Here is a 20,404-nt window from a genome sequence, read left to right on the forward strand (position 1 = left end):
TTCTGAAACATCACACTAGATCTGCACAGTCAATAGTCACATACAAGGCTCCACTACTATAAGTGACACCTCATGTGCCCAGCAATAGGCTTAATCACTCCCGGAGAGGATCGCGCCCTTTCAGTTTGAAATGGCCATTATCATCTTTAAAATATCCTCCAACATATTCAAATTTTACCGAATTCTCTCCTCCTAATTCTGCGACCATATCTATAGGCTTTTGCTGCTCCAAACCTTTCACCGATTGTGCACGTTCGTAAACCAAATCAAATATGTCATCATGTGATTCCAAATGCTTAATTACATCATCTAAACGAAAGCTTTTCGTTGCTTCCCTTGGGGCCATTTCTTGATTTAGGCGAGAATGCAAGTGCAGGGTAGTGGTAACTCTAGCATATGGCATATGAAAGTATTGATTGAGTTTATCTTTCGTCGCATCGAAGCCAAATTTTTCTTCGAAGAACCGCTGGCTATCAGCTTTTAATTGTTTTAGCTTGGGCAAATCCTCCTTAGTCAAGTCAAGAGGAGTCGCCAAATACTTCTGCCCAATAAGCTGACCTGATTCAATCTGTAAACGCTCTGCTTTATTTTTTGCGAACCGAGCATCCTTGATTTGAGCAGCGCCAGCTGTTGGGGTTGAACTTGGCTCAACATGTTCCCCAGACAGCTTAAGCTGTTGATGTTTTGCAGCAACCTGTCTAAAGGTAGCGTAGGAATAATCATTGATTGTTCTTTTCTTTGTTTCTGCATCCACAAACGACCTTGGATGAACAAACCAACTCAAAAATGACACGCCACCCTCTTTGTGCTTCTGCTCCATAGGATTCGAAATAATATCATCGAGATTATTGACCTTATTGGTTGGATCGACCTGAGTGAAAAAATTTTTGCTACGATGAGCAACTTGCGTTGGAGCCTTAACATATGCATCCATCCAGCGAGTATCATAACCTGACGACAACGCGCTCTCTTTTTTGAGAAAATCTGGTACCGATTGGTTCGCACGATACGCATCTCTCAATCCTTTCAATTGAGTTCTTGCCGTCTCTCTATCGTCACTCAGCTTCATCAGATAGATACTCGGTGTATAGGCATACTTCTCCTCATCTCCCGGCTTGAACATAAAGCTACCATTTTGACTAATGTTTCCACGAGCTTGGTACTGATTTTTCTCTTCTTTCGCTGGAGAAGCAAAGTACTGAGCTAATGTACCAGGAGGAAATGACAAATGTTTTTGACTTGTGTTAGACACTTTTTTTACTGGCAAGCTCAAAGGCGACAACGAATCTGAACCACTACTTCCTTGCAAAGCAGCGCTAGCACTATTTGCTGCCAGATAGGAACTCACAAACATTGAGTATTGCATAAAAGCCCTCTTTATACATGTTAATTACAACATCAAAAGCAGAAGACGAAAAATTAAAACTTGCTTATGCGCCCGCAAGTTCTGAAAACCAAGGGTTCGCCTTGACTTTCAGTAGCCGGCACCCGCATTAAACATATAACCTCATCGGCAGCCATCTATAATTTTGAGCGCACCATGAAAACCATGTAAAATCTCATTGAACTTATTCTCAATCAATGCACGCGGATTAATTAATGCCTTTAACTCAAAACCATCACCACACTTACCCAATGTTAAATGACCCGTTTCAACGCACTCCACTACGGTTGTAATAACAGGCATAATGCTCCTGGCATTGTCTATCAATAGATCCTCGCCCATCGGGACAAACGACCAAACAAAGAGACGATCGTCGACCAGAGAAATATTAATAGATGGACCTTCATCTAAATCAATGGTTATGGTTGAATGCGAGTCGAGACCGTGCAGCAATTGATCTGAGACTCCCAACTCAATTAACGCATCGCAAACCAACGAGCTAAGCTCGCGATGAATATTCTGCGAGAATGATAATGGGCTATAGGTTATGGATTTCAACGATCTACGCCAAGCGCCGGCCTGATGATCGCTTTTTTCGCTCATGGTATCCCCTTCAAAAACAACAGCTCAGGCTTTTATATATAACAAAAGAATCGCCAAACATCTTACAAAAAAAGCTTATTTAGATTACCAACTGACATTCTCGCGACTGTCTTCGTCCTCAGATGGCTTGAACACCTCCTGCATAAATTCCTTGACGAACATATTGGCCGATGAAACCGATACCAACGCAGCTCTTATCTCTTTATAAGCCCCACTGTCTTCCAAACCCTGCTCTTTCATCCGCACCATCACCTGCGTTAACGCATCCATTTGCTTCTGCGTCGTTTTATAGGGCAACTCGCCACCGGCATTCGCGTATTGTTTCAAGTAACGCTGAATACTGCCCGGTGAGGGTGCCGTGGACGCTATCCACTCCATGAACGCGCCGTAGAACTGGGCAAACTCAGGATCCGGATCAGCGCTGGTTTCCGCGCCCTGAAGCCCCATGCGCTGGTCCAGAGGCACAATCGTCTCGGCGCCTCGATGCGGGGCCTGGCCGGGACCTGCAAGCGAGTAGTTATCAATGTTCATCGCTGTTATCCGACTTCGAAATATTCATCGCGCTATAGCCTTCCTTGTTCAGGTCGGCAGCCCAATTGACAAACACGTTCTTCGACGCTTCATCGAGCTGCCGCACACTCTCCGGTAACTGCTTGAGCTGGGCGATCAGACGCGGCGACAGGCGCTCCTGAGAGGCGCCGATATCAAGCTCGACCACCTGATCCGCGAGGCGAAACAGGTAACGTTCCTGGGCATGGAAACGGATATCCACCCGCTCGACACCCAAGCCCTTCAACCTGGTGTTCAGCGCCATCTGCCCGGCCTTGCACCGCAGCGGCAGCATGATCTGCAGCGGCTCCCGGCCTTGGTCTACCCACCCCGAATGCCAACGCTGCAGCAGCGCATCAAGCAGACGGTCGTCCATCAGCAAATCCCCCAGCAATGACCGGGCGGCCTGTACAAGCTCTGCCTGCAACGCGCTTGCCATCACTCGCGACTGCAGTAAAAGCCCGCTCACGTCAGCAGCGGCTTGCAGCACGCCTTGGGAATAACCGTCCTGAAAGGCGTTCGCACGAACACTGTCTGCCTCTTGTTGCGCTTCTGCCATACAGGCCTTGGCGCGCTCGCGGGCTTGCTGCATCAACAACCGACGATTACGCGCAGCCGTGCGTTCTTCATGCCTCAGCAGCAGGGCATCCGTCGAAGGAATGTCAGCAAGCGTTCTGATGGATTCGAGCATGTTGTACCGCCAGGATGAAAAGTGACGAATTCGGCGCCAGGATCGGCAAGGTTTGCTGCAACTCGACCACTCGCGGCGAGAACTGCAAGAACAGACGCTGCATGAGCGCATCCGGGATGTATTGATGCCAAGCTGCCAAGGCAGCGAGCCCCAGGGCGTCGAGCGATGGCTCAAGTCCTTGCGCTTCGCTGATCACGACCGCTGGCCGATTGCCCAGGTTGATGCGGGCGAAGGCTCTTGTCGGAACATCGAGCTCACGCATGCGCGCCCCGCGAGCCAGTTGCGGCCACATCAGGTGCGCCCCCATAAGGCGGGCGACTGCGGGCAAATGCTGCCAATGTGCGACCCAGCAATCAGTCCATGGATTGCGCTTGAGCTGTTGCGGATCGGGGCAACTGAGTGCCAACCCTCTTAGCAACGATTGGTTGAGCAGCGCGCGGGCTGCCGGCTCGCCAAACAGCGCTGGCACAACACCCCGGTGAGGATGCAGATAGTCCAGCGGCTGCTGGAGGATGGCGCGCAGCGCTTCAGTCCCGCGAAGCATGCCCGATCTCTTTCGACTGTCGATACCGCATGACCCAGTACGCTAGCGCAGCCAGAATGCCTAAGACGAACACGCCATAGAGCCAGGTAAAGGCGTAAGTGCGAGGCTCCGGGAAGGGGGCGGCATGCTGAATTAAAGCCCGCTTGGACAAGACCACCGAAATGTGTTCGTAGTCCACGGCCGAGAAACTGTTCTTGAGAAAACGCTTGATATCGCTGATCAGTAGCTGTGGCTCGCTGTCACGCTCATACACCACCAACGCCGAGACATGGATGGGCGCTACCTTGCGACCGCTTTCTCCGGTCTCCAGGTCGTAACTCACGTGTACCCGTGCTGAGACCACACCCTCCAGGGTATTCAACGACTGCTCCAGGCGCTGCTCCAGCGCACTGTACAGACGCGCCTTCTCGGCTCGCGGCGAAGCGACCAGAGCGTCCGCAGGAAACATCTGGGCGATTTCGACCCGCGGCTTGGAGGGTAGCGAGTACAGGGCCAACAGGTCGACCGCCGCTGCGAAATCCGCTTGCGCGATTTGCACCGAGTATCCGGTCTTACCGTTATCCACTTTGGTCGCAGTGATGTTATTGCGCTGCAGCACCGCTATCACTTCATTGACCTGCTGTTGGTCAAGGCCCTCAAGCAAACTCGGTTGTCGACAGCCAACCAGCATCAAACAGAACAGCGCAAGCCAGGCAAAAACCTTCATGACGAACGCAACAAGGTTTCGGCCGTTGTCACTGTTTTACGGACCAGGACGTTGAGTAAGGAGACATCGATGTTGTACTGCGCAGTGAGCAGCTGCAATTCGCTCAACACTTCCGGGTTGGTGATATCCGGGCGTTTGAGCATGGCAGTGATCCTTGCATGATCACGCTCGGTGCCCACAGCGGAGCTGGCGAAACTTTCGATCAAACGACCCTCCAGGGAAACCACTGAGCCAGGCTCGGGACGCGCCAATTCGGCCATCCGAAGCGGACTCAGGTTCACTGACGTCAGGGAAGAAACAGACATAGGAACCCCACAAGAACAGTGCCCGGCTGGCATACGAAATTCCTGCTAGCCGAGCGGAAACGCAAGACTTAACGCGCGGCGGAAACTATCGCCGTGTCAATTTCTTTGAAGCCCTTGATCGTATTGGTCGCAACGTTACGGAACACGTTGTAGGAAGAGAATGCAGCCTGATAGGCCGCCAATAGCGTGGGGTCCGACGCATCTTCATGCAATGCGGCCAGTGCCTCATCGAGTTTGGTTTTGAGACCGGTAGCGCCGTCCTCGAAGCCCTGAGCCTGTCGACCCAGGAAGTCATCATGAAACTCAATAGGATTTGAAACCGTACTCATATATCAACCGTTATTATCAAAGGGATTTAGGAAAGTACCAGGATGACGGCGTCATCTTGATGTAGCCCTGGGGGCCGTACTGGAACGACTTGCTCTTCAGCCAGTCATCTTTGAGCTCGATTGCGAAATGAACGTATCGCGCACCCCATTGGCGACCGAACGCTGCGACAAAGTCACCCAGTGCCTGTAACTGCGCGTCCTCAAGGCTGCCCTCGACCGTAAAGGTCACATCGTCAGCACGCTGGTGCCGAGTAAAGGGCAATGCCAAGCGTTGCAAGCCTTGCTCGGCCAGATGCAGGAGTTCGTCATCGTCACGTTGTACGATCTTTATTTCGTGAGCGTAGGGCGCGACGGCGACCAAAGCGCTCTCCAGGCGACGCTGCAATCCGGGGGACAGCACGCTGCGCTGGCGACTGATCCATAACTGCGGAACCACCGGATCACTGAGGTCCATACGGTGAAAGGCGAGTTGTGGCGCCAGGCTGGACACTAAACTCTCCAAGCGGTAGCGCTCGTCCTCTGTGGTCATCACCTGAGTCGCCGAGTACCCATTGCGCACCAATACCTGCCTTCCCCATGCGGCATCGCGCTCGGAGTGGGCGAAGACGTAAATCGCCTGGTCGCGGCCGTACAGGGCGACCATGTTGTTATTCCCCCCGGCAATCAGCGCCTCAACATTCGACACAGGGGTGGAACTCGAAGCGTACCAACCGAACATGGCCAAGCCAGCCATTATTACCAGCACCGCTGCAACAGCCACTCGCCGCGAAACAATAACGGGCATCCGAGCCGGCTCAGGCCCAGCAAGCACAGCTGCCCCTTGTACCAACAACTCGCTCCGCCACGCTTCATCGAATGGGCGTACGGCGATTAGCAACTCCGATATATGCTCCAGAGACTGGAATGGTATGGGCCGCTCGACCACACCTTCGTCGCCCAGGATTCGCACGACACACTCCGCGCGGTCATCATCCCCAAGCAAGACCTCAAAGTTGCATCCCCCATACGCCAGCGGAATGTAGATGGCATTTTCCGGAACACTGAGCGGATGTTCAATCGAGCAAAACTTTGCCTCAGAACCAACGACAAAAAGAGTACGCTGCTGCGCCAGATCAAATTCGCAACCCTGCAGCGGGCCGTTGAACACCCTCAGGACGCATTGCGTTGCAGGAGAGTCCTGCATGCTGTTCACCACTTGGTCTAACTCTATGAAAAGCGCCTACCGCTTCGGCGTGCGATCAATGATAGGGCGTGGAAGGTAGAGAATCCTGATCAGATTATGAGGAACATCTGTTGCAAGCGATCAGAATCCGGCTAGAAGAATGCCGGTCACCGGCTTCGAACCAGCAACGAACACTGAGATAATGTTCACGTGTTATTCGCTCGACTTTCGACAGGTAATCATCGGAAGCTTGCGCATTAGCTGTAGGCCCCGCCGGCATCACACAAACACGCCCACCAAATGCGGCGGCCAATCGGCGAACCTCTTCGCACTGCATTTCCAGGGCACACTCATCATCCTGCGCCAGCAACGGCAAGACTAATAACGAGGGCACCGATGAAGGCGGCTCCCCTCGTTCGACGACCTCCCCAACAAAGCGATAACCCTTGCCATAGACCGTCTTGATATAGTCATTTTCACGCCCCAGCAACTTGCGCAACGCATAAATGCAGCGGGTAAGGGACTCCTCGGCCACGTCGCAGTTGGGCCACACCTGGTCCAGCAGCCAGCCCTTGGGAACTAGCGAGCCCGCCGCTGCCAACAATAACTGTAGTACATGCAATTCCTTGGGTGGGAGATGTAGTCCGGTACCGTCACGTAGAAGTAACCCATCCTCCTGCAATATCCATTGGCCAAACACAAACGACCGCCCTGGCAATTGATCAGTAACCCCTTCCATAATGCAAATTGCCCCATCCCAATGCGATGAATATGCCGTGACATTGGCGGAGTTCATCCGCACCCGGCGTGAGTGACCAACTATAGGGGAAGTGATACCTACGATATTTGAGACTTCTCTACAAGAAGCTAGAGACTAATCCGCATTATCCAAGGAAAGGCTCTAATTCACCATTGAGTCGCCGACGCATACCGTGTGCGGCATATTAGAGATATCTTGCCGAAAAATGGCTACGCACCCTTACCAGTGCGCACGTTCGGGAGAGTGCTCAGACAGACGCCTGAGCGATTGCCTCATGAACCACGCGATAAAGATCCTCCACGTTACGAATACTGGCCAAACCCTCTGGAAGCAGTTCAATACCCAGGACATAGTTAATTTCCAAAGCAATATCCAGAAAATTCAACGAATCCGCACCGAGGTCCTCCACCAAGCGGGCGCTTGAGGTAACGGCCTCGACATCGACCACGAGTTTATCAGCGAGAATTGCGACAATAACGGTCTCGATTTCAAGCTTCATCATTTGCTTCATAACGACGACGTCAGCCAATCCCGCTCGCGAGCGCCTTGAGCATCTCTGCATACTGGCTCAATTGCGAGGAGAGAATCTTGTTGAAGTTCTCGTGATACGAGTTGGCGTTACCGTACTTGGTAGTGAATAACTGTAGCTGGTTCTTCAAATCGCCTTCCTGGCTGTTAAACCCGGTTTGCCAAGCCTGGAATTTCGCGGTATCCCACTTCACGGTACCGTTGGGAGCCGCTGCGATCATTGCATCCAGCGGTGACAAGTCCATCATCACTCGATAACCACCCTGGCCATCAGGCTGCACACATGAATCGGGCAACCCCAAGGCCTTGGCCCACTTCTGTGCCTCCTCCTGTGTCGCAGACCCCGAAACGGGATAGAGGACGCCATCCGGGGCTTGCTGGTACTTATTACGCAACGCTTCTAACGCAGCGCGCAGTCCCCCGCTGATTTCGACTTCCTTACCGTCCGACTTACCCGTAATCCAGTCCCCCATCTTCGCCATGATGGTTTCGTTGAATTCCTTGTAGAAGTCCGAGTATTTGGTCAGCAGCGCTTCGTAGATCGCCAGGTATTCGCCCTTGATAAAACCGATCATCGCCAGCAATTGCTCAAAAAAATCGGCGCTGCCACTGAACGGGTTCAACGCATTGCGAGCAGCTTCTGGCGCCAACGGCAAATCGCCTATTTTCTTGAGTGTCTCATCCTTCCACTCCTGGATGTCAGGGCTAGCAGGGTGGGCAAGGGCTGCCCATTTGCGCAACTCGGCTTCCAGCAAATGCCCCTGAACCTTATTGGGCTTTACGGTTCCGAGCACTGCAGTGCCTAACCGGGACACTACCGACTGCGTCAGCCGTTCAGCCGCCGACAGGCGCGGACGATGCTCGACCTCAAGACTGCCAACCTTTTCATCCGCCGGCTGATCGATACGCAGCGCAATGGCAGGGTAGGCCCTTGTGACAATTTCCATGATTTGCCTCCTGATCAAGCGCGCACAGAGGCGATTGCGTTCATGGTGGAGCCGCGGCTGTCGACCAACTGCTGGATGGCGTCGAGCGTTTTGCTGAGCAGCGTCGTATATTCATTGATACTCTGGCTGGCGACATCACTGACCGCCTTGTTCAAACCCTGCTCGGACTGGTGCAGCACTTCACGCTGGCGCTCTGAATACTCTTGCAAACGCAGGATGGCGGACAACCCGGAGCTGATGATCATCGCCATAGAACTGATGGCACCGCCAACAGTCAGGTTGCCTTCGTAGGTTTTCGCCTGCAGCGCACTTTTCATGCGCGCTTGCGTGGCCTGATCAACCGCCTCACGAATCTTCGACTCAAGGACTGCCCGCTTGCTCGGGTCAATTTCCAAGTCAACGCGCATCTGGTGTGCCTGCGCATCGAACTTCGCCGCAGCCGACTGGTTGATCTTGATATCAGTATGCTTCTGGCTCTGCCCACGCAAGGACAACCCGGCACCCGCGACGGCCATTGTAGTGGCAACGACCGCACCACTGACCGCAGCCCACATCGCGGCCTCACCACCGGCCATGATTGCAACGCCTTGCGCAATGGCGGCCTCATAGGCCATCTGCGTGAACTTGCCGCTCATTTCAGCGCTCGATTTGCGTGCGATATTGAGCGCGACAATCGATGCCACCAACACACCGATATGTTTTTCCCACACGGCGGGGTCGAACGACAACAGGTCCGCCACCGGATCTTTCACCGCACCTTCGGTACCTTCTTTCTCCTGCTGGACCACAGTGGCCAGAAACAAGCCCATCATCGCCTGGCTTTCGCTCTCACTGAACCCTGAGGTTTCCAGGTGCTGATTCAACTGCTGAGACGTCATTGCTTCGCCAGCCTGCGCGTGCCGAGACATCAACACCTGCGCTTCGAACCGTCCACTGATACTGCTGATCGACAGCGGCTGCTTTTGATCGACGACCTTACCTGCCACCTCTGCAATCTGAAGGCTGCTTACCGATGTGGAACGACTACTGATTGAAAAATCCATGAGTGCTAATCCTGTTGAATCAAATGTTGCGTGCCATGCTCAAGCTGCTGCTATTGATACTGTCCTGGATGCCGAAGGCTTGCTTGATGGCGTTATCCTTGGCCTTCATCGACTGATCGAAGAGTTGAACCATGTCGCTCAGATAGTTCTTCATCTGCTCGGAGATAACCTTGGCGAGCTCGAATTCAGCCAGATGTTGCGCCGCGTTGCGCTGGTGAATACCCGACTTGGTTTCCAACGCGGACTGGGCAGCGACACCGCCCGCCTCTACGACCGCCACTGAAGCAGCCAGGCGCGATGCATACATCTCCAGGGAGATTGCATCCGACTTGAGGCCTATGCTGGTACGGGCCTTGGTCATGACACTGGAAAAACCATTGCTGACCGCCCGAGCGGCCTGCTTGAGCATTTGTGGCGCCATCTTGTTGGCCAATTTGCCGAACATGTTGCCCATCGCACTGGCGACCCGGCCCGCAGCGGACTTGCCAACGACTGCTACAACCACCAGCACCGCGACCATGACCACGGCACCAATGATTGCGCCCATGATCATCCCCGCCATATCGGCCGACGCCGCATCGACGCCGGCCTTCTTCAGAAGATCGGCAATCCCCTTACCGATGCCCTGAATCATCGGGCCGAGGATATTGTCCATCAGAGGCTTCATGGCCTTCTCCATGAACGACACCCCGGTCAACTCCTTGACTACCATGTCCGCTGCCATCAATCCCACACCGACAGCTGCCAGCGCCAGACTGGCTCCGCCCGTGAAGGCAGCCCCGACAACACTGACCACGGTCAGCACGGCGCCCAGAATCTTACCGATACAGCCTGCCGTCTTGCTGGCAGCTTCGGCTTTACGCACTTGTTCCAGGTACTCTTCAGATTTTTTCTCCATGTACTCCTGACGCGCCGCCTGCATGCTGCGGAACAACTCCTGTTCCGCTTCAATCTTGTTTTCAGCGCTTTCGCCCATCAACGCTGCAAAACGTGTCATCAGCAGCACCATGGTCGCAGCCGCGTTCAGCTGACGCTTGATGCCATCGAGCACCGGCTTGTCGCCCAGCCCCGCATTTTCCACCGACCTGGCCAGAGCCTCAGCCTTTTTGCCCGCCTCCCCAGCCACCTTGACTGCGGCCAGATACTTCAGCTCGGCCTTGCTCAGTAATTGTTGGGCGGCGGTCAAGTTGCCTTGCGCCAGATCACGGGCGGCCAAGGCTTTGGCATGCTCGGGCGTACCCGGCTCGGTTTTCCCCAGCGCCGCTTCAGCATCGGCCAGCGCCCTTTGCGCACTGTCGACTTTAGCCTTGGCTGCGGCGAGCTCTTGCTCGGATACGCTCGCAGAGGCGACAGCCGCTTCCAGTTCCGCCAGCGCACTCAGATAATCGTCTGACAATGCCTTGTTGCCCTCAGCGCTGGCCTTGGCCGCCGACCTGAGGATTTCCATGCGCGACTTGAGTGACTCCAGGCTGACGTCACCCAACAAGTTGATGAGCGAGGCCATCAACAAGGTGAACCTGTCTTCAGACCCCTTTCTCGCACGCTCAGCACTTGGCGGTGGCGAAGCCAGAAGCGGCCTACCCAGCGCAGCAGTATTTTCACCTTGCGACTGAGCGGCGTAGCTCACACCTTGCAGGTTGGCCAGTGCCGTATCGGCAGCGCGCTGCCAGGCCTTGGTGTTGGCCGCTTTACTCGCCGCTTCGGCATAACGTTCCCTGCCGGCCTGACTGGCCTGCGTTTCCGGGGATAGGCGTGAGTACAAAGCCCTGATATCCATTACAACTCTTTCTCCGAATGATCGGCGTCGATAGTGGTCAACGCATTCAGGTAAGCCTGGGCCTGCTCGCGCATACCCGGCTCCTGAACACGCTCGATGACATACTCAAAACACAACTTGGCCTTGCCGGCTTTACCCAGCGCCAGCTGGCATTGGCCGGTATAGAGCATCGGGCGGTAATCATTTTTACCTTGGGCAAAAGCGACGGCATACAGATCAACCGCTTTCTGATAGTTCTGTTTGAGCTGATGCACCGCCGCCAGCCCCATCCAGTACTGCGCGTTGTAGAAGTCGTAGATACACAGGAAATGGAAAAACTTTTCCGCATCGTCCAGACGCCCCTGCTCGTAGAACTCATAGGCAAAGGCGTAGAGGTCATCCATCTGCTCGGTACTGACGCCGCGCAACTCTTTGAGCGACGCACCATCAAGTACGGCCTGCATCACATGCTCGGCAATCCGGTCCTCTTCCTGCTCTGTATGTTTTCGACTACTCATGACTACTTACTCCTGAATGTTTCTTCAGCGGTGCTGACAAGGCTATTGAGCCAGCTGAAGGCAAGGGGCGCCGTCACAAAACGCTCATCGTGGTGTTCGTGAATCACTCTGCCTGCATTCGGTTTCGCAGGAAGCCCGTCAGGCCTGCTCGACCTGTTCAAGCCAGACCAGCAGTCGCAGGACATTTTCGATTTCCTGCAGCTGTATGAAGGTGTAGCGCTGATGCGTCTTGAAGATGCGTCTGGCCAGGGCAATGTCACTGATCACCGGCACACCTACCTCAGCCGCGTACTTGCGCACGGCCAATGCCCGCTGGTTGGTTTCCATCAGTGAGATGAACGGCATCACTGTGACTTCCGGGCGGAAGTAAATACCCACAGCGATGTGTGTGGGGTTGGCGACAATCACTCGCGAACCACGAATGTCGGATTTGACTTGTTCGGATAGCAGCTCCCGATGCAACTCGTGCCGCCGCCCCTTGATTTCCGGATTGCCTTCCTGCTCCTTGTGCTCGCGCTTGACCGACTGCTTGTCCATCTTCAGATCCTTGATGTACAGCCAGTACTCACACAGCGCATCGAGCATGACGATCAGCAATATGCAGCCCAGAAATGCCAGCGCCAGCACCACAAGCAAATGAGCCCAGATCGGGAACAGACCCACCGGTTGCGCATGGAGTTGCGCAAACAGTAAATGCCGCTGAGTCAGCCAGACCATCCAGAATGCGATTACAAAACTGCCCAGATACAACAGGGATTTAACGGAATCCTTAACGGTTCTGAGACTGAACAGCTTTTTGAAGCCGTTAACCGGGTTCAGTGCGCCGAAGTTAAGCTTCAAGGCTTCGCTGGCAATGGCCAGGCCGGTCTGCAACAACGTGGGCAAGGCGCTGGCGAGAAAACACACAACGATCAGCGGGGCCACGACCTTGAGCATCAGCACCCCGAGCTCGGCGGCATATCGCTGCTGATCGGCGGCGAAACCCGAAGCGATGATGCGCCGGTAAACCTCCATCACCTCCAGCAAGCTGCCGCTGCTCGTCAGATAGATGATCGCGCACAGCATCAGGCAGGAACTGGAGAGATCCTTGGCCTTGAAGGTCTGGCCCTTTTTCGCCGCGTCGCGGCGTTTCTTGGCCGTGGGTTTTTCAGTTTTCGAGGCGCTGGACATATCAGCGGGCCTCCGGTTGTGCGACCCAGTCCGCCAGCTGATCCGGCTTGGAGGCCATGCGCAGTATTTCGTCAGGCAGGTGTGCGCTGAAATACAGAAGCAACACCACTAACGCGATGGCTCCCTTGACAGTGAGCGACACCGAAAACGCGTTCATTTGCGGCGCAAAACGCGCCAGCAGGCCAAGCAGCGCCTCGGTGAGCAGCAAGGTCGCCACCACCGGCGCACTGATAATCAGCGTTTTACTGATCAACGGATCGAGCAGGCCGAGCAACGGCTGAATCCGCAGTTCGCATCCGAATACCGGCGAGCAGAGTTGGTAGCTGCGGCTCAGGGTTTCCACCAGCAACGCCATTCCCCCGCCCTCCAGATAGATCACTGCCGCGAACAGCTGGAGAAAATTGGCCAACTCCGAGGTGTCGTCGCCGTTGGCCGGATCGATCGTGTTCCCTAACATCGCTCCACGCTGGTTATCGATCAGGTTGCCCATGCCGTGCAACACCCAGAGCGGCCAGGACAACAGGCAGCCGAGAATCACGCCCACGCCGGCCTCTCGCAACAACAACCCGTAGAAGCCAAGCGAGTCCAGGCGAGGCAACGTGCCAGCGGTATAAGGCCAGAGCGCCATGCCAACCAGCACGATCACAGCATTTCGCGGTGCTCCGGTGAGCGCGCGACTGTTGAGAAACGGCAACATGAAAAAAACCGGTGCCAGGCGAGCGAAGCAAATCATTGCACCGGCCAGCCAGCCATGCAGGTCAAAAAAAAGGCTAACGTTCATCGCGATTCACTTCAGGGCCAGGCGCATGACTTCCCGACTGAAACCCAGCAACGTCTCACCGTACCAGCCAGAAAGCAGAAACAGACAGATCGACACCGCTAGCAGTTTGAAGCCAAAGGGCAAGGTTTGCTCCTGAAGCTGGGTCACGGTCTGAAACAGACCGATGAGCAATCCCACCAGCGTGGCGACGATGATCGGCCAGGCCACCAGGATCAATATCAGGTACAGCGTCTTGTTTCCGGCAAACACCAGGTCATTCATCACTGATTCTCATTGAGCCAGGGACAGGTATTGCCCAACCAGTCCGGTAGAAAGCAGGGCCCAGCCATCCAGCGCAACGAACAGCACCAGCTTGATAGGTACGGAGATGATCACCGGGCTCATCATCATCATGCCCAAGGCAAGCAAGATACTGGAGACCACCAGGTCGACGATGACGAAAGGCAGATACAGATAAAAACCAATCTTGAAAGCGGCTTTGATTTCGCTCAGTGCATAGGCTGGCAGCAACGCGAACAACGAAGGCTCCAGCGTCTCATCAGGTTCGACATCGACGGCATTCGGATTCTCGCGCGCGATCTGCGCCCGCTCGAAGAACTGTGCCAGGTCTGGGTCGGTGTACTTGGTCAGGTATTCGCGGTAACTGCCCAGACCGTTATCGAGGAACGCCACCACCGCATCGATGTTGGTGAACTCAACCCGGTTTTCCTTGTAATAGTCATAGCCTTCTTGCACCACCGGGCTCATGACGAACATCGCCAGCAACAGCGCAACGGCGTTGAGGGTCATGTTCGAGGGCACCTGCTGCAAGCCCAATGCGTTGCGCACGATGACGAAGACAATAGAGAACTTGATGTAGCAGGTGCCTGCGGCAATCAGGAATGGCAGCAACGAAGCCACTGCCAACAGCCCGATCATTGAAATGTCATTCATTACCCGTGCCCCGCCCCACCTCACGCAACTCGACGCCGAGGCGACCGCCTAGCTGGACCAGCTCACCCACGGCGATACACATGCCAGCGACACGCACTTCAACGTTGCTCACGGCCGTGGGCTCCAGGGGCAACACCTGGCCTTCGATGAACGCGTTGAGCGTAGCCATGCTCAGGGTCAGCTCGCCCAACACGAATTCAAGTTTGACCGGCAGCTCCGTTAGCGCGCCGAGAGCGCCCGGCGAAAGATTGTCCGGGGGAGTGAGTTCCATATGCAGACCTTCCTTGACAAAGGTGAACTGGCCGATGCACCGATCAGCCATGAAGAGTTTTCGGGTTTGCTCGGCGATGACGAGCACATCGCCCTTCGCCAGTGGCCGGTAGGGCAATCGAGCCATCGCGCTGTTGCCGAGCACGATTCGCAGGGCCTGCGGCACTGCCTGCAACCAGGCTTGCAACGGGCGCGAAGCCTCCTTGCGCTGGCTCGGCCCTTGAAGGATCCACACGTCACTCTGGGGCGTTCCAATGCAGGGCAGGCAAGCGCCTTGCAGCGCCTCTCCCTGAATGAGCTCGAGCGCGAACAGGCGCTGGTAATCCAACAGATCGGACGCAATTTCGATGGGCCGGCTGACCGTCGAGAACAGCTCCAGAATCTCCTGGCCCTCGCTCTCCTGAAGCAGCCATTGCGACCATTGCGGAGCCACGGCGTGCAACCAATCGCGCGCCCCGATCATGCCTTGCCAGAGGCCGTGACAACCTTGCGCCCAGAAGGCTAGATAACGTGTCTGTGGCGAAGGTTGGCTCAGCAGCACAGGGTGCCCCTCACGCTGCCAGCGGGCCACCGCCTGGCGCTGCTCATAATCAAGTTGCTCAACACAGCGCAACAACAGAGTGGAGGTCACGCCTGCTGCCCTTCCTGCTCACCTGTGTCTCGAAGCGTTTGACGGCTTTGCTCTTCGAACGCCTCCTCCGCTCGCGCCTGCTGATGACGGTCACGGTGTTTGTGCTCCTGCTGATCAGCCAAACGCCAACGCGGATCCGGCACCTGCGCCAGATTGTCGCTCAAATAGCTGGAAACCAAGGAGCTGTCTGGATTGAGCAACAACTGCTCGGGACGTTCGCCCCCCGCCTTGCTGACTGTGATCAGCCCCACAGCATTACCTTTGCTGAAGGGCACCTGAAGATAGCGCCTACCCTCCTGGGCAGTGCTGGCTTCTGGCGCCGGCTTCGGTTCAGATGTCGGCTTAGCAGCCACTGCCGAGTGCGTTACGCGGTGCACATGCAGTGACTTTTCCAGCAATGGCAGTGGTTGCGCCGGTAAGGCTTGAGGCGTTTCCTGCTTGACCGGTCTGTCGGCGACAGCTCGATCGCAGGCCGAAAGCGCACTGGCAACAGCGGTCCGGTCAGGCTCCTGTGTCCGCATGACGACCGGCAAGCGGGTAGACGACGATGGCGCTTTCTGCTGGACCGACGCATCGATGGCAGCCTGACCGGGTGTGGCGAGCGCAGTGGCAACGGACGCCTGAACAAGCACCTGCGCAGCGACCGGTAAACGCGTAGCCTGCAACGCAGGTCGAGCATCACCCCGTGCCGGCGATGAAGGCACGGACGGCTGCTTCATTGGCCAATGTATCGTCTGACCCACCGATACTTTGGTCGACCTGGACTCAGTCTCCGCCTCGGGGCGCAGCGCTGCCAGCGTGGGCTTTAGCGGGAGCTCGCGCAGTGGCTGCAACTGCGCCAACATCACAAGCGCGCCCTGCGGCAAGTCATCCAGTGTATTACGGTCTTCATAGACCTGCGGCTGAACTTCATGGCCGAGCTCATCGGAGGCTAAAAAATCTTTGACCGGACGGACTGTCACTACCAGAGGGCGCACTACGCTCATTTCCAATTCACCAATAGTTCATCAATGTCATTTTCTTCCTGGCGCCACAGACGTGAACGACGTTCGCCCAGCAAACGTTGCTCCAGACACTGGTACTTCATATGCTTTCTCTGCAGCGTCTTGATATGCCGTTGCAAACGCTCAACCCCTTGAGCCGCCTCCTGGAGCTGGTCCGTCACGCGGATGCGCTCTAGTGCCAGGTTACCGATCTGCCGCCGAATGACCGCCTGACGCCGCAACAGCGTTAGCAACTGGGCATGGCTCAACCGCTGATCCTCGGGACGTTGGCTGATCAGGAGCTCATCGAGCCCTTGAGCCTGTTGCTCGATCGCCTGCAACTCACACTGAAGCGGAACCATTGCGCGCAAGGCTTTATCGAGCATTCGCTCACACTCAAGCTGCCGGTAGTCGCTGAACTCCAGCAGGCGCCGGACATTAGCCAAGCAGACCATGCAGGCTCTCCAATGCAGCCTGAGGTGCACATCGTTCACTCAAATCCTGGCGAAGCCAGCCCATCAACGCTTCACGACAGGCCATGGCCTGATCGTTAGCCGCATTTTCCCCGGGTCGGTATTCCCCCAGATCGAGCAATACCTGCAGCTGCTCGATGTGGGCCAACACCTTGCGGGTGTTGGCCGCCAGTTGCTGAACATCGTGCCCGGTGACCTGATGTGCCACCCGACTGGCGCTACGGAGCACGTCGATTGCCGGGAAATGACCACTGGCGGCCAACGTTCGGCTCAAGTAGATGTGCCCATCGAGGATGGAGCGAATCTCCTCGGCAACAGGGTCGGGTTCATCGTCGCTTTCCAGCAATACGGTGTAGAACGCGGTGATGCTCCCGTTGACGGTCACGCCCGGACGCTCCAGCAAACGCGGCAGGGAGTCGAACACCGAAGCGGGATAACCACGCCGCGCCGGTGCCTCCCCTGCCGCCAGCGCGAGGTCGCGGCGAGCACGGGCATACCGGCTCATCGAGTCGAGCATCAACACCACCTGCCGGCCTTGATCACGGAAATACTCGGCGATTGCCGTTGCCTGTAAGGCTGCATTGCAGCGGTCGATCGAGGAGAAGTCCGAGGTCGCGTAGACCACCACACACCGCGTGCATTTATCCGAATGACGCAACGTCTCGACAAACTCGGTGACCTCCCGCCCCCGCTCACCGATCAGCCCGATCACGAACACATCTGCTTCGCTGTGGGCGATCAACATGTTCATCAATGACGTCTTGCCTGATCCCGCCGCGGCAAAGATGCCAATGCGTTGGCCTATTCCGCACGTCAGCAAACCATCGATCGCCCGTACGCCGGTGGCCATCGGCTGGTTTACCGGGCGACGCAGGTGGTAGGCCGGAGGATCAGCATCCACCGGACAGTCGCGACCATCGAATGCATCGCCGGGGGCCAAACGTTCGACTATCCGCCCCTGGGGGTCGATCACGCTACCGAGCATGGCAGCGCTGCAATACAGGTTGAGCAATGAACCGGTAGGCACGATCAGCGATTCACGGGACAACCCTCGCGCATCACCCAGCAAACTGAGCAATACCGCATCGGGACTGAAGCCGATCACTTGCGCGCGAGCGCTCACCGCAGTGTCCCGCCAGTTTCCGCGCACCTCGCAGACTTCGCCGATCACCACATCGTGCAGTGCCGCTTCGAGAAGGGGACCATTCAAACGCAACGGGTGGGCAGCACGGCGCTCCAGCGATGGCCGACTCATTGGCAGTTGCATAGCGCATTCTCCTAAAGGGTCTTGAGCACAGTCACTGAAATGGCGTCGGAAATCTCGCCAAACGACACCACATCCAGCTCCCTGAAACGGCCCTCGATCAGTTTCTTGATGTAGCGCCGAACATCCACCGAGGCCAGGATGACCATGTCTTTCTGAGGGATGTGCAGGCTATCGAGCCCGACTGCCAGCCGGTCCATGAGCTCTTCGCTGACGGAGGGCTCCAGGTTGAGGAAGCTTCCGCCAGAAGTCTGACGTATGCCCTTGCGCACCACGTCCTCGAACTCCGGCGAAAGCAGCAACACGCGCAGGTCGTTACCGTTGGCAAATTTGTTACTGATGTAGCGCGCCATACCGCCACGCACGTGCTCAACCAGAACAATCACGTCTTTCTCGCGTGAGCCCCAGTGAGCAAGCGTTTCAAGAATCAGTTTCATGTTGCGCACCGAGATGCGCTCGGCGACCAGGCGTTGCAGGAGCTCCGCGACTTTCTGTACCGGGGCATGGCGATAGACCTCTTTGACCAGGTCCGGGTAGCGCGCTTCCATCTCGTCGAGCAGGACCTTGCTCTCCTGCACCCCGAAAAACTCCGAAATATTGCGAGCCAGCAGGGTTACCAGGCAGCGATAGAATTCGTCATAAGCCGTACGCAACTGATGCCCCAGGTTCTGCAGTTTTTCGCGCTCGCTGCTGCGCACCCATACGCTGGTTTGCTTGTTGCTGTCGACGCCCGTGGTCAGGTCCAGGCCGAGATGTTCAAGTTCTGGCTTGTAATCGACAACTCGTAGCAGATCGAAGTGGATATCGAACTGGTCTGCACGCACTTCGTTGATCAACACCGCGACTTGCCCCAACGGCAGTGAATCGGCACCGCGCAATCGGGGCTCGGGAATCCGGATACCGTAATCGATGAAGAACTGGCTACGAAAACGCTCACATAATCGAGCCTCGCGCAGCGCTTCGACGCGAGCGCTTGGCACCAGCAGCATCAAGGCGACGGTTTCGGTGGCCATGTCATCGACGTTCTCGATCAGGCCCAAATCGCTTTCGGGTTCCCCCTCTTCATCCGCCAAAGACACGACGGGGGCAGTACCCGAGTTCTTCTTCTCCAGCCGGTAGCGAAAGAACAGCAATGCCACCAGCGCACCGGCGATGATCAGAAACACCGCAACCGGGAACCCTGGCAGCATCGCCACACCGACCGCCAGCAAGGCAGTGATACCCAGCACAAAAGGATGCCCCAGCAGTTGGGTCATCATGTTTCGCCCCAGGTTGGCCTCGTCTCCGTTGACACGGGTCACGATGAAACCTGCACCAATGGCGATCAACAGCGCGGGAATCTGCGCTACCAGGCCGTCACCGATAGTCAGCAACGTGTAGGTCGACAGCGCCTCGGACATGTCCATTCCCAGTTGCCCGACACCGATTGCGATCCCCCCCAGAAAGTTGACGAAGATGATGATGATGCCGGCGATCGCATCGCCCTTGATGAACTTCATGGCGCCATCGAAGGCCCCGTACAACTGGCTTTCGCGCTCTAGCGTGCTGCGCCGCTCACGCGCCTCCTTGGCATCGATGACACCGGCTTTGAGGTCGCCATCGATGCTCATTTGCTTACCCGGCATGCCGTCGAGGGAGAACCGCGCCGCCACTTCCGCCACGCGTTCGGAACCCTTGGTAATGACGATGAACTGCACGATGGTGACAATCGCAAAGATCACGAAGCCCACCACCAGGCTGTCGCCAATCACAAACTCACCGAAAGACGCGATGATCTCACCAGCATCGGCCTGCACCAGGATCAACCGACTGGTACTGATCGATAACGCCAGACGGAACAACGTAGTGATCAGCAACAGCGCGGGAAAGGTGGAAAAACTCAGGATCCGCTCGATGTAGAACGACCCCATGAGGACAAGGATCGCAATGACGATGTTCAGACCGATCAGAAAATCCACCAGCGGCGTCGGCAATGGAATGATCAGCATGGCGATGATCATCACCATCAGGGCCAGAATCAGCAGCTCGGGGCGAGCAGTGACATTACGCAGGAATTTATCGAGCATGATAAGTA

The 20,404-nt window shown here is 56.0% G+C and carries 24 protein-coding genes; all 24 read right to left on the reverse strand.

The window, feature by feature from the left end; all coding sequences use genetic code 11:
* Positions 1 to 94 precede the first annotated feature (94 nt).
* A complete protein-coding gene (locus PM2_RS30730) occupies positions 95 to 1,366 on the reverse strand; it encodes a hypothetical protein (protein ID WP_141745078.1) in 1,272 nt (423 codons plus the stop codon).
* A 141-nt stretch (positions 1,367 to 1,507) separates the two neighbouring features.
* Positions 1,508 to 1,987 (reverse strand): InvB/SpaK family type III secretion system chaperone, encoded by a 480-nt coding sequence (locus PM2_RS29965; protein WP_080578073.1) that lies wholly within the window; start codon positions 1,985 to 1,987, stop codon positions 1,508 to 1,510.
* A gap of 84 nt (positions 1,988 to 2,071) precedes the next feature.
* Positions 2,072 to 2,518 (reverse strand): hypothetical protein, encoded by a 447-nt coding sequence (locus tag PM2_RS11215; protein ID WP_028699027.1) that lies wholly within the window; start codon positions 2,516 to 2,518, stop codon positions 2,072 to 2,074.
* Positions 2,508 to 3,227, reverse strand: a complete 720-nt coding sequence (locus tag PM2_RS11220; protein ID WP_167470813.1) for an oxygen-regulated invasion protein OrgB — start codon at positions 3,225 to 3,227, stop codon at positions 2,508 to 2,510. The genes PM2_RS11215 and PM2_RS11220 overlap by 11 nt, the downstream gene beginning before the upstream one ends.
* The gene (locus PM2_RS11225; protein WP_016711555.1) at positions 3,199 to 3,771 is read right to left on the reverse strand and encodes an OrgA/MxiK family T3SS sorting platform protein; all 573 of its coding nucleotides are present in this window, start codon (positions 3,769 to 3,771) and stop codon (positions 3,199 to 3,201) included. The genes PM2_RS11220 and PM2_RS11225 overlap by 29 nt, the downstream gene beginning before the upstream one ends.
* Positions 3,755 to 4,477, reverse strand: coding sequence for an EscJ/YscJ/HrcJ family type III secretion inner membrane ring protein (locus PM2_RS11230; RefSeq protein WP_028699026.1), 723 nt, complete (start codon positions 4,475 to 4,477; stop codon positions 3,755 to 3,757). The genes PM2_RS11225 and PM2_RS11230 overlap by 17 nt, the downstream gene beginning before the upstream one ends.
* On the reverse strand, positions 4,474 to 4,782 hold the full coding sequence (gene sctI / locus PM2_RS11235; RefSeq protein ID WP_028699025.1) for a type III secretion system inner rod subunit SctI: 309 nt from the start codon (positions 4,780 to 4,782) through the stop codon (positions 4,474 to 4,476). Before sctI ends, PM2_RS11230 begins: the two co-directional genes overlap by 4 nt.
* A 68-nt stretch (positions 4,783 to 4,850) precedes the next feature.
* Entirely contained in the window at positions 4,851 to 5,111 is a 261-nt protein-coding gene (locus PM2_RS11240) for an EscF/YscF/HrpA family type III secretion system needle major subunit (protein WP_016711558.1), read from the reverse strand.
* A gap of 16 nt (positions 5,112 to 5,127) precedes the next feature.
* Positions 5,128 to 6,294, reverse strand: coding sequence for a PrgH/EprH family type III secretion apparatus protein (locus PM2_RS11245; protein ID WP_169739395.1), 1,167 nt, complete (start codon positions 6,292 to 6,294; stop codon positions 5,128 to 5,130).
* Between the two features lie 94 nt (positions 6,295 to 6,388).
* Positions 6,389 to 7,069: a winged helix-turn-helix domain-containing protein gene (locus PM2_RS29970; protein WP_080694001.1), complete on the reverse strand. Its 681-nt coding sequence runs from the start codon at positions 7,067 to 7,069 to the stop codon at positions 6,389 to 6,391.
* 211 nt (positions 7,070 to 7,280) lie between these two features.
* The gene (locus tag PM2_RS11250) at positions 7,281 to 7,532 is read right to left on the reverse strand and encodes an acyl carrier protein (RefSeq protein WP_232888872.1); all 252 of its coding nucleotides are present in this window, start codon (positions 7,530 to 7,532) and stop codon (positions 7,281 to 7,283) included.
* 22 nt (positions 7,533 to 7,554) lie between these two features.
* Positions 7,555 to 8,508, reverse strand: coding sequence for an IpaD/SipD/SspD family type III secretion system needle tip protein (locus PM2_RS11255; protein ID WP_028699022.1), 954 nt, complete (start codon positions 8,506 to 8,508; stop codon positions 7,555 to 7,557).
* 14 nt (positions 8,509 to 8,522) lie between these two features.
* Positions 8,523 to 9,551 (reverse strand): IpaC/SipC family type III secretion system effector, encoded by a 1,029-nt coding sequence (locus PM2_RS11260; protein WP_016711563.1) that lies wholly within the window; start codon positions 9,549 to 9,551, stop codon positions 8,523 to 8,525.
* A 19-nt stretch (positions 9,552 to 9,570) separates the two neighbouring features.
* The gene (sctE, locus tag PM2_RS11265) at positions 9,571 to 11,328 is read right to left on the reverse strand and encodes a type III secretion system translocon subunit SseC family protein (protein ID WP_016711564.1); all 1,758 of its coding nucleotides are present in this window, start codon (positions 11,326 to 11,328) and stop codon (positions 9,571 to 9,573) included.
* On the reverse strand, positions 11,328 to 11,825 hold the full coding sequence (gene sicA, locus PM2_RS11270; RefSeq protein WP_016711565.1) for a type III secretion system translocator chaperone SicA: 498 nt from the start codon (positions 11,823 to 11,825) through the stop codon (positions 11,328 to 11,330). Before sicA ends, sctE begins: the two co-directional genes overlap by 1 nt.
* 138 nt (positions 11,826 to 11,963) lie before the next feature.
* Positions 11,964 to 12,995: an EscU/YscU/HrcU family type III secretion system export apparatus switch protein gene (locus tag PM2_RS11275; protein ID WP_016711566.1), complete on the reverse strand. Its 1,032-nt coding sequence runs from the start codon at positions 12,993 to 12,995 to the stop codon at positions 11,964 to 11,966.
* Between the two features lies 1 nt (position 12,996).
* Positions 12,997 to 13,776 (reverse strand): type III secretion system export apparatus subunit SctT, encoded by a 780-nt coding sequence (gene sctT, locus PM2_RS11280; protein WP_016711567.1) that lies wholly within the window; start codon positions 13,774 to 13,776, stop codon positions 12,997 to 12,999.
* Positions 13,777 to 13,782: 6 nt separating this feature from the next.
* Positions 13,783 to 14,037 carry an EscS/YscS/HrcS family type III secretion system export apparatus protein gene (locus tag PM2_RS11285; protein WP_016711568.1) on the reverse strand — a complete coding sequence of 85 codons (255 nt, stop codon included), beginning with the start codon at positions 14,035 to 14,037 and terminating at the stop codon, positions 13,783 to 13,785.
* A gap of 9 nt (positions 14,038 to 14,046) precedes the next feature.
* The gene (locus tag PM2_RS11290) at positions 14,047 to 14,709 is read right to left on the reverse strand and encodes an EscR/YscR/HrcR family type III secretion system export apparatus protein (RefSeq protein ID WP_028699021.1); all 663 of its coding nucleotides are present in this window, start codon (positions 14,707 to 14,709) and stop codon (positions 14,047 to 14,049) included.
* Positions 14,702 to 15,610, reverse strand: a complete 909-nt coding sequence (locus PM2_RS11295) for a FliM/FliN family flagellar motor switch protein (protein ID WP_028699020.1) — start codon at positions 15,608 to 15,610, stop codon at positions 14,702 to 14,704. The genes PM2_RS11290 and PM2_RS11295 overlap by 8 nt, the downstream gene beginning before the upstream one ends.
* Positions 15,607 to 16,596, reverse strand: coding sequence for a SpaN/EivJ family type III secretion system needle length determinant (locus tag PM2_RS11300; protein WP_016711571.1), 990 nt, complete (start codon positions 16,594 to 16,596; stop codon positions 15,607 to 15,609). Before PM2_RS11300 ends, PM2_RS11295 begins: the two co-directional genes overlap by 4 nt.
* The gene (locus PM2_RS11305) at positions 16,593 to 17,048 is read right to left on the reverse strand and encodes a SpaM family type III secretion system protein (RefSeq protein WP_016711572.1); all 456 of its coding nucleotides are present in this window, start codon (positions 17,046 to 17,048) and stop codon (positions 16,593 to 16,595) included. The genes PM2_RS11300 and PM2_RS11305 overlap by 4 nt, the downstream gene beginning before the upstream one ends.
* Positions 17,032 to 18,333 carry a type III secretion system ATPase SctN gene (gene sctN, locus PM2_RS11310; RefSeq protein WP_174442275.1) on the reverse strand — a complete coding sequence of 434 codons (1,302 nt, stop codon included), beginning with the start codon at positions 18,331 to 18,333 and terminating at the stop codon, positions 17,032 to 17,034. Before sctN ends, PM2_RS11305 begins: the two co-directional genes overlap by 17 nt.
* 11 nt (positions 18,334 to 18,344) lie before the next feature.
* On the reverse strand, positions 18,345 to 20,396 hold the full coding sequence (locus PM2_RS11315) for an EscV/YscV/HrcV family type III secretion system export apparatus protein (RefSeq protein ID WP_028699018.1): 2,052 nt from the start codon (positions 20,394 to 20,396) through the stop codon (positions 18,345 to 18,347).
* Between the last annotated feature and the right edge of the window lie 8 nt (positions 20,397 to 20,404).

This window comes from Pseudomonas monteilii NBRC 103158 = DSM 14164, assembly GCF_000730605.1.
GTDB lineage: Bacteria > Pseudomonadota > Gammaproteobacteria > Pseudomonadales > Pseudomonadaceae > Aquipseudomonas > Aquipseudomonas monteilii.

Bases quoted from the DNA above. Each gene is read 5' to 3' on its own strand.
- PM2_RS11315 (WP_028699018.1), bottom strand. From the start codon at position 20,396: ATGCTCGATAAATTCCTGCGTAATGTCACTGCTCGCCCCGAGCTGCTG.
- PM2_RS29965 (WP_080578073.1), bottom strand. From the start codon at position 1,987: ATGAGCGAAAAAAGCGATCATCAGGCCGGCGCTTGGCGTAGATCGTTG.
- sctT (WP_016711567.1), bottom strand. From the start codon at position 13,776: ATGAACGTTAGCCTTTTTTTTGACCTGCATGGCTGGCTGGCCGGTGCA.
- sctE (WP_016711564.1), bottom strand. From the start codon at position 11,328: ATGGATATCAGGGCTTTGTACTCACGCCTATCCCCGGAAACGCAGGCC.
- PM2_RS11240 (WP_016711558.1), bottom strand. From the start codon at position 5,111: ATGAGTACGGTTTCAAATCCTATTGAGTTTCATGATGACTTCCTGGGT.
- PM2_RS11255 (WP_028699022.1), bottom strand. From the start codon at position 8,508: ATGGAAATTGTCACAAGGGCCTACCCTGCCATTGCGCTGCGTATCGAT.
- PM2_RS11285 (WP_016711568.1), bottom strand. From the start codon at position 14,037: ATGAATGACCTGGTGTTTGCCGGAAACAAGACGCTGTACCTGATATTG.
- PM2_RS11305 (WP_016711572.1), bottom strand. From the start codon at position 17,048: ATGGTCTGCTTGGCTAATGTCCGGCGCCTGCTGGAGTTCAGCGACTAC.
- PM2_RS11225 (WP_016711555.1), bottom strand. From the start codon at position 3,771: ATGCTTCGCGGGACTGAAGCGCTGCGCGCCATCCTCCAGCAGCCGCTG.
- PM2_RS11260 (WP_016711563.1), bottom strand. From the start codon at position 9,551: ATGGATTTTTCAATCAGTAGTCGTTCCACATCGGTAAGCAGCCTTCAG.
- PM2_RS11300 (WP_016711571.1), bottom strand. From the start codon at position 16,596: ATGAGCGTAGTGCGCCCTCTGGTAGTGACAGTCCGTCCGGTCAAAGAT.
- sctN (WP_174442275.1), bottom strand. From the start codon at position 18,333: ATGCAACTGCCAATGAGTCGGCCATCGCTGGAGCGCCGTGCTGCCCAC.
- PM2_RS29970 (WP_080694001.1), bottom strand. From the start codon at position 7,069: ATGAACTCCGCCAATGTCACGGCATATTCATCGCATTGGGATGGGGCA.
- PM2_RS11230 (WP_028699026.1), bottom strand. From the start codon at position 4,477: ATGAAGGTTTTTGCCTGGCTTGCGCTGTTCTGTTTGATGCTGGTTGGC.
- PM2_RS11215 (WP_028699027.1), bottom strand. From the start codon at position 2,518: ATGAACATTGATAACTACTCGCTTGCAGGTCCCGGCCAGGCCCCGCAT.
- PM2_RS11275 (WP_016711566.1), bottom strand. From the start codon at position 12,995: ATGTCCAGCGCCTCGAAAACTGAAAAACCCACGGCCAAGAAACGCCGC.
- sicA (WP_016711565.1), bottom strand. From the start codon at position 11,825: ATGAGTAGTCGAAAACATACAGAGCAGGAAGAGGACCGGATTGCCGAG.
- PM2_RS11290 (WP_028699021.1), bottom strand. From the start codon at position 14,709: ATGAATGACATTTCAATGATCGGGCTGTTGGCAGTGGCTTCGTTGCTG.
- PM2_RS30730 (WP_141745078.1), bottom strand. From the start codon at position 1,366: ATGCAATACTCAATGTTTGTGAGTTCCTATCTGGCAGCAAATAGTGCT.
- PM2_RS11220 (WP_167470813.1), bottom strand. From the start codon at position 3,227: ATGCTCGAATCCATCAGAACGCTTGCTGACATTCCTTCGACGGATGCC.
- PM2_RS11245 (WP_169739395.1), bottom strand. From the start codon at position 6,294: ATGCAGGACTCTCCTGCAACGCAATGCGTCCTGAGGGTGTTCAACGGC.
- PM2_RS11250 (WP_232888872.1), bottom strand. From the start codon at position 7,532: ATGAAGCTTGAAATCGAGACCGTTATTGTCGCAATTCTCGCTGATAAA.
- sctI (WP_028699025.1), bottom strand. From the start codon at position 4,782: ATGTCTGTTTCTTCCCTGACGTCAGTGAACCTGAGTCCGCTTCGGATG.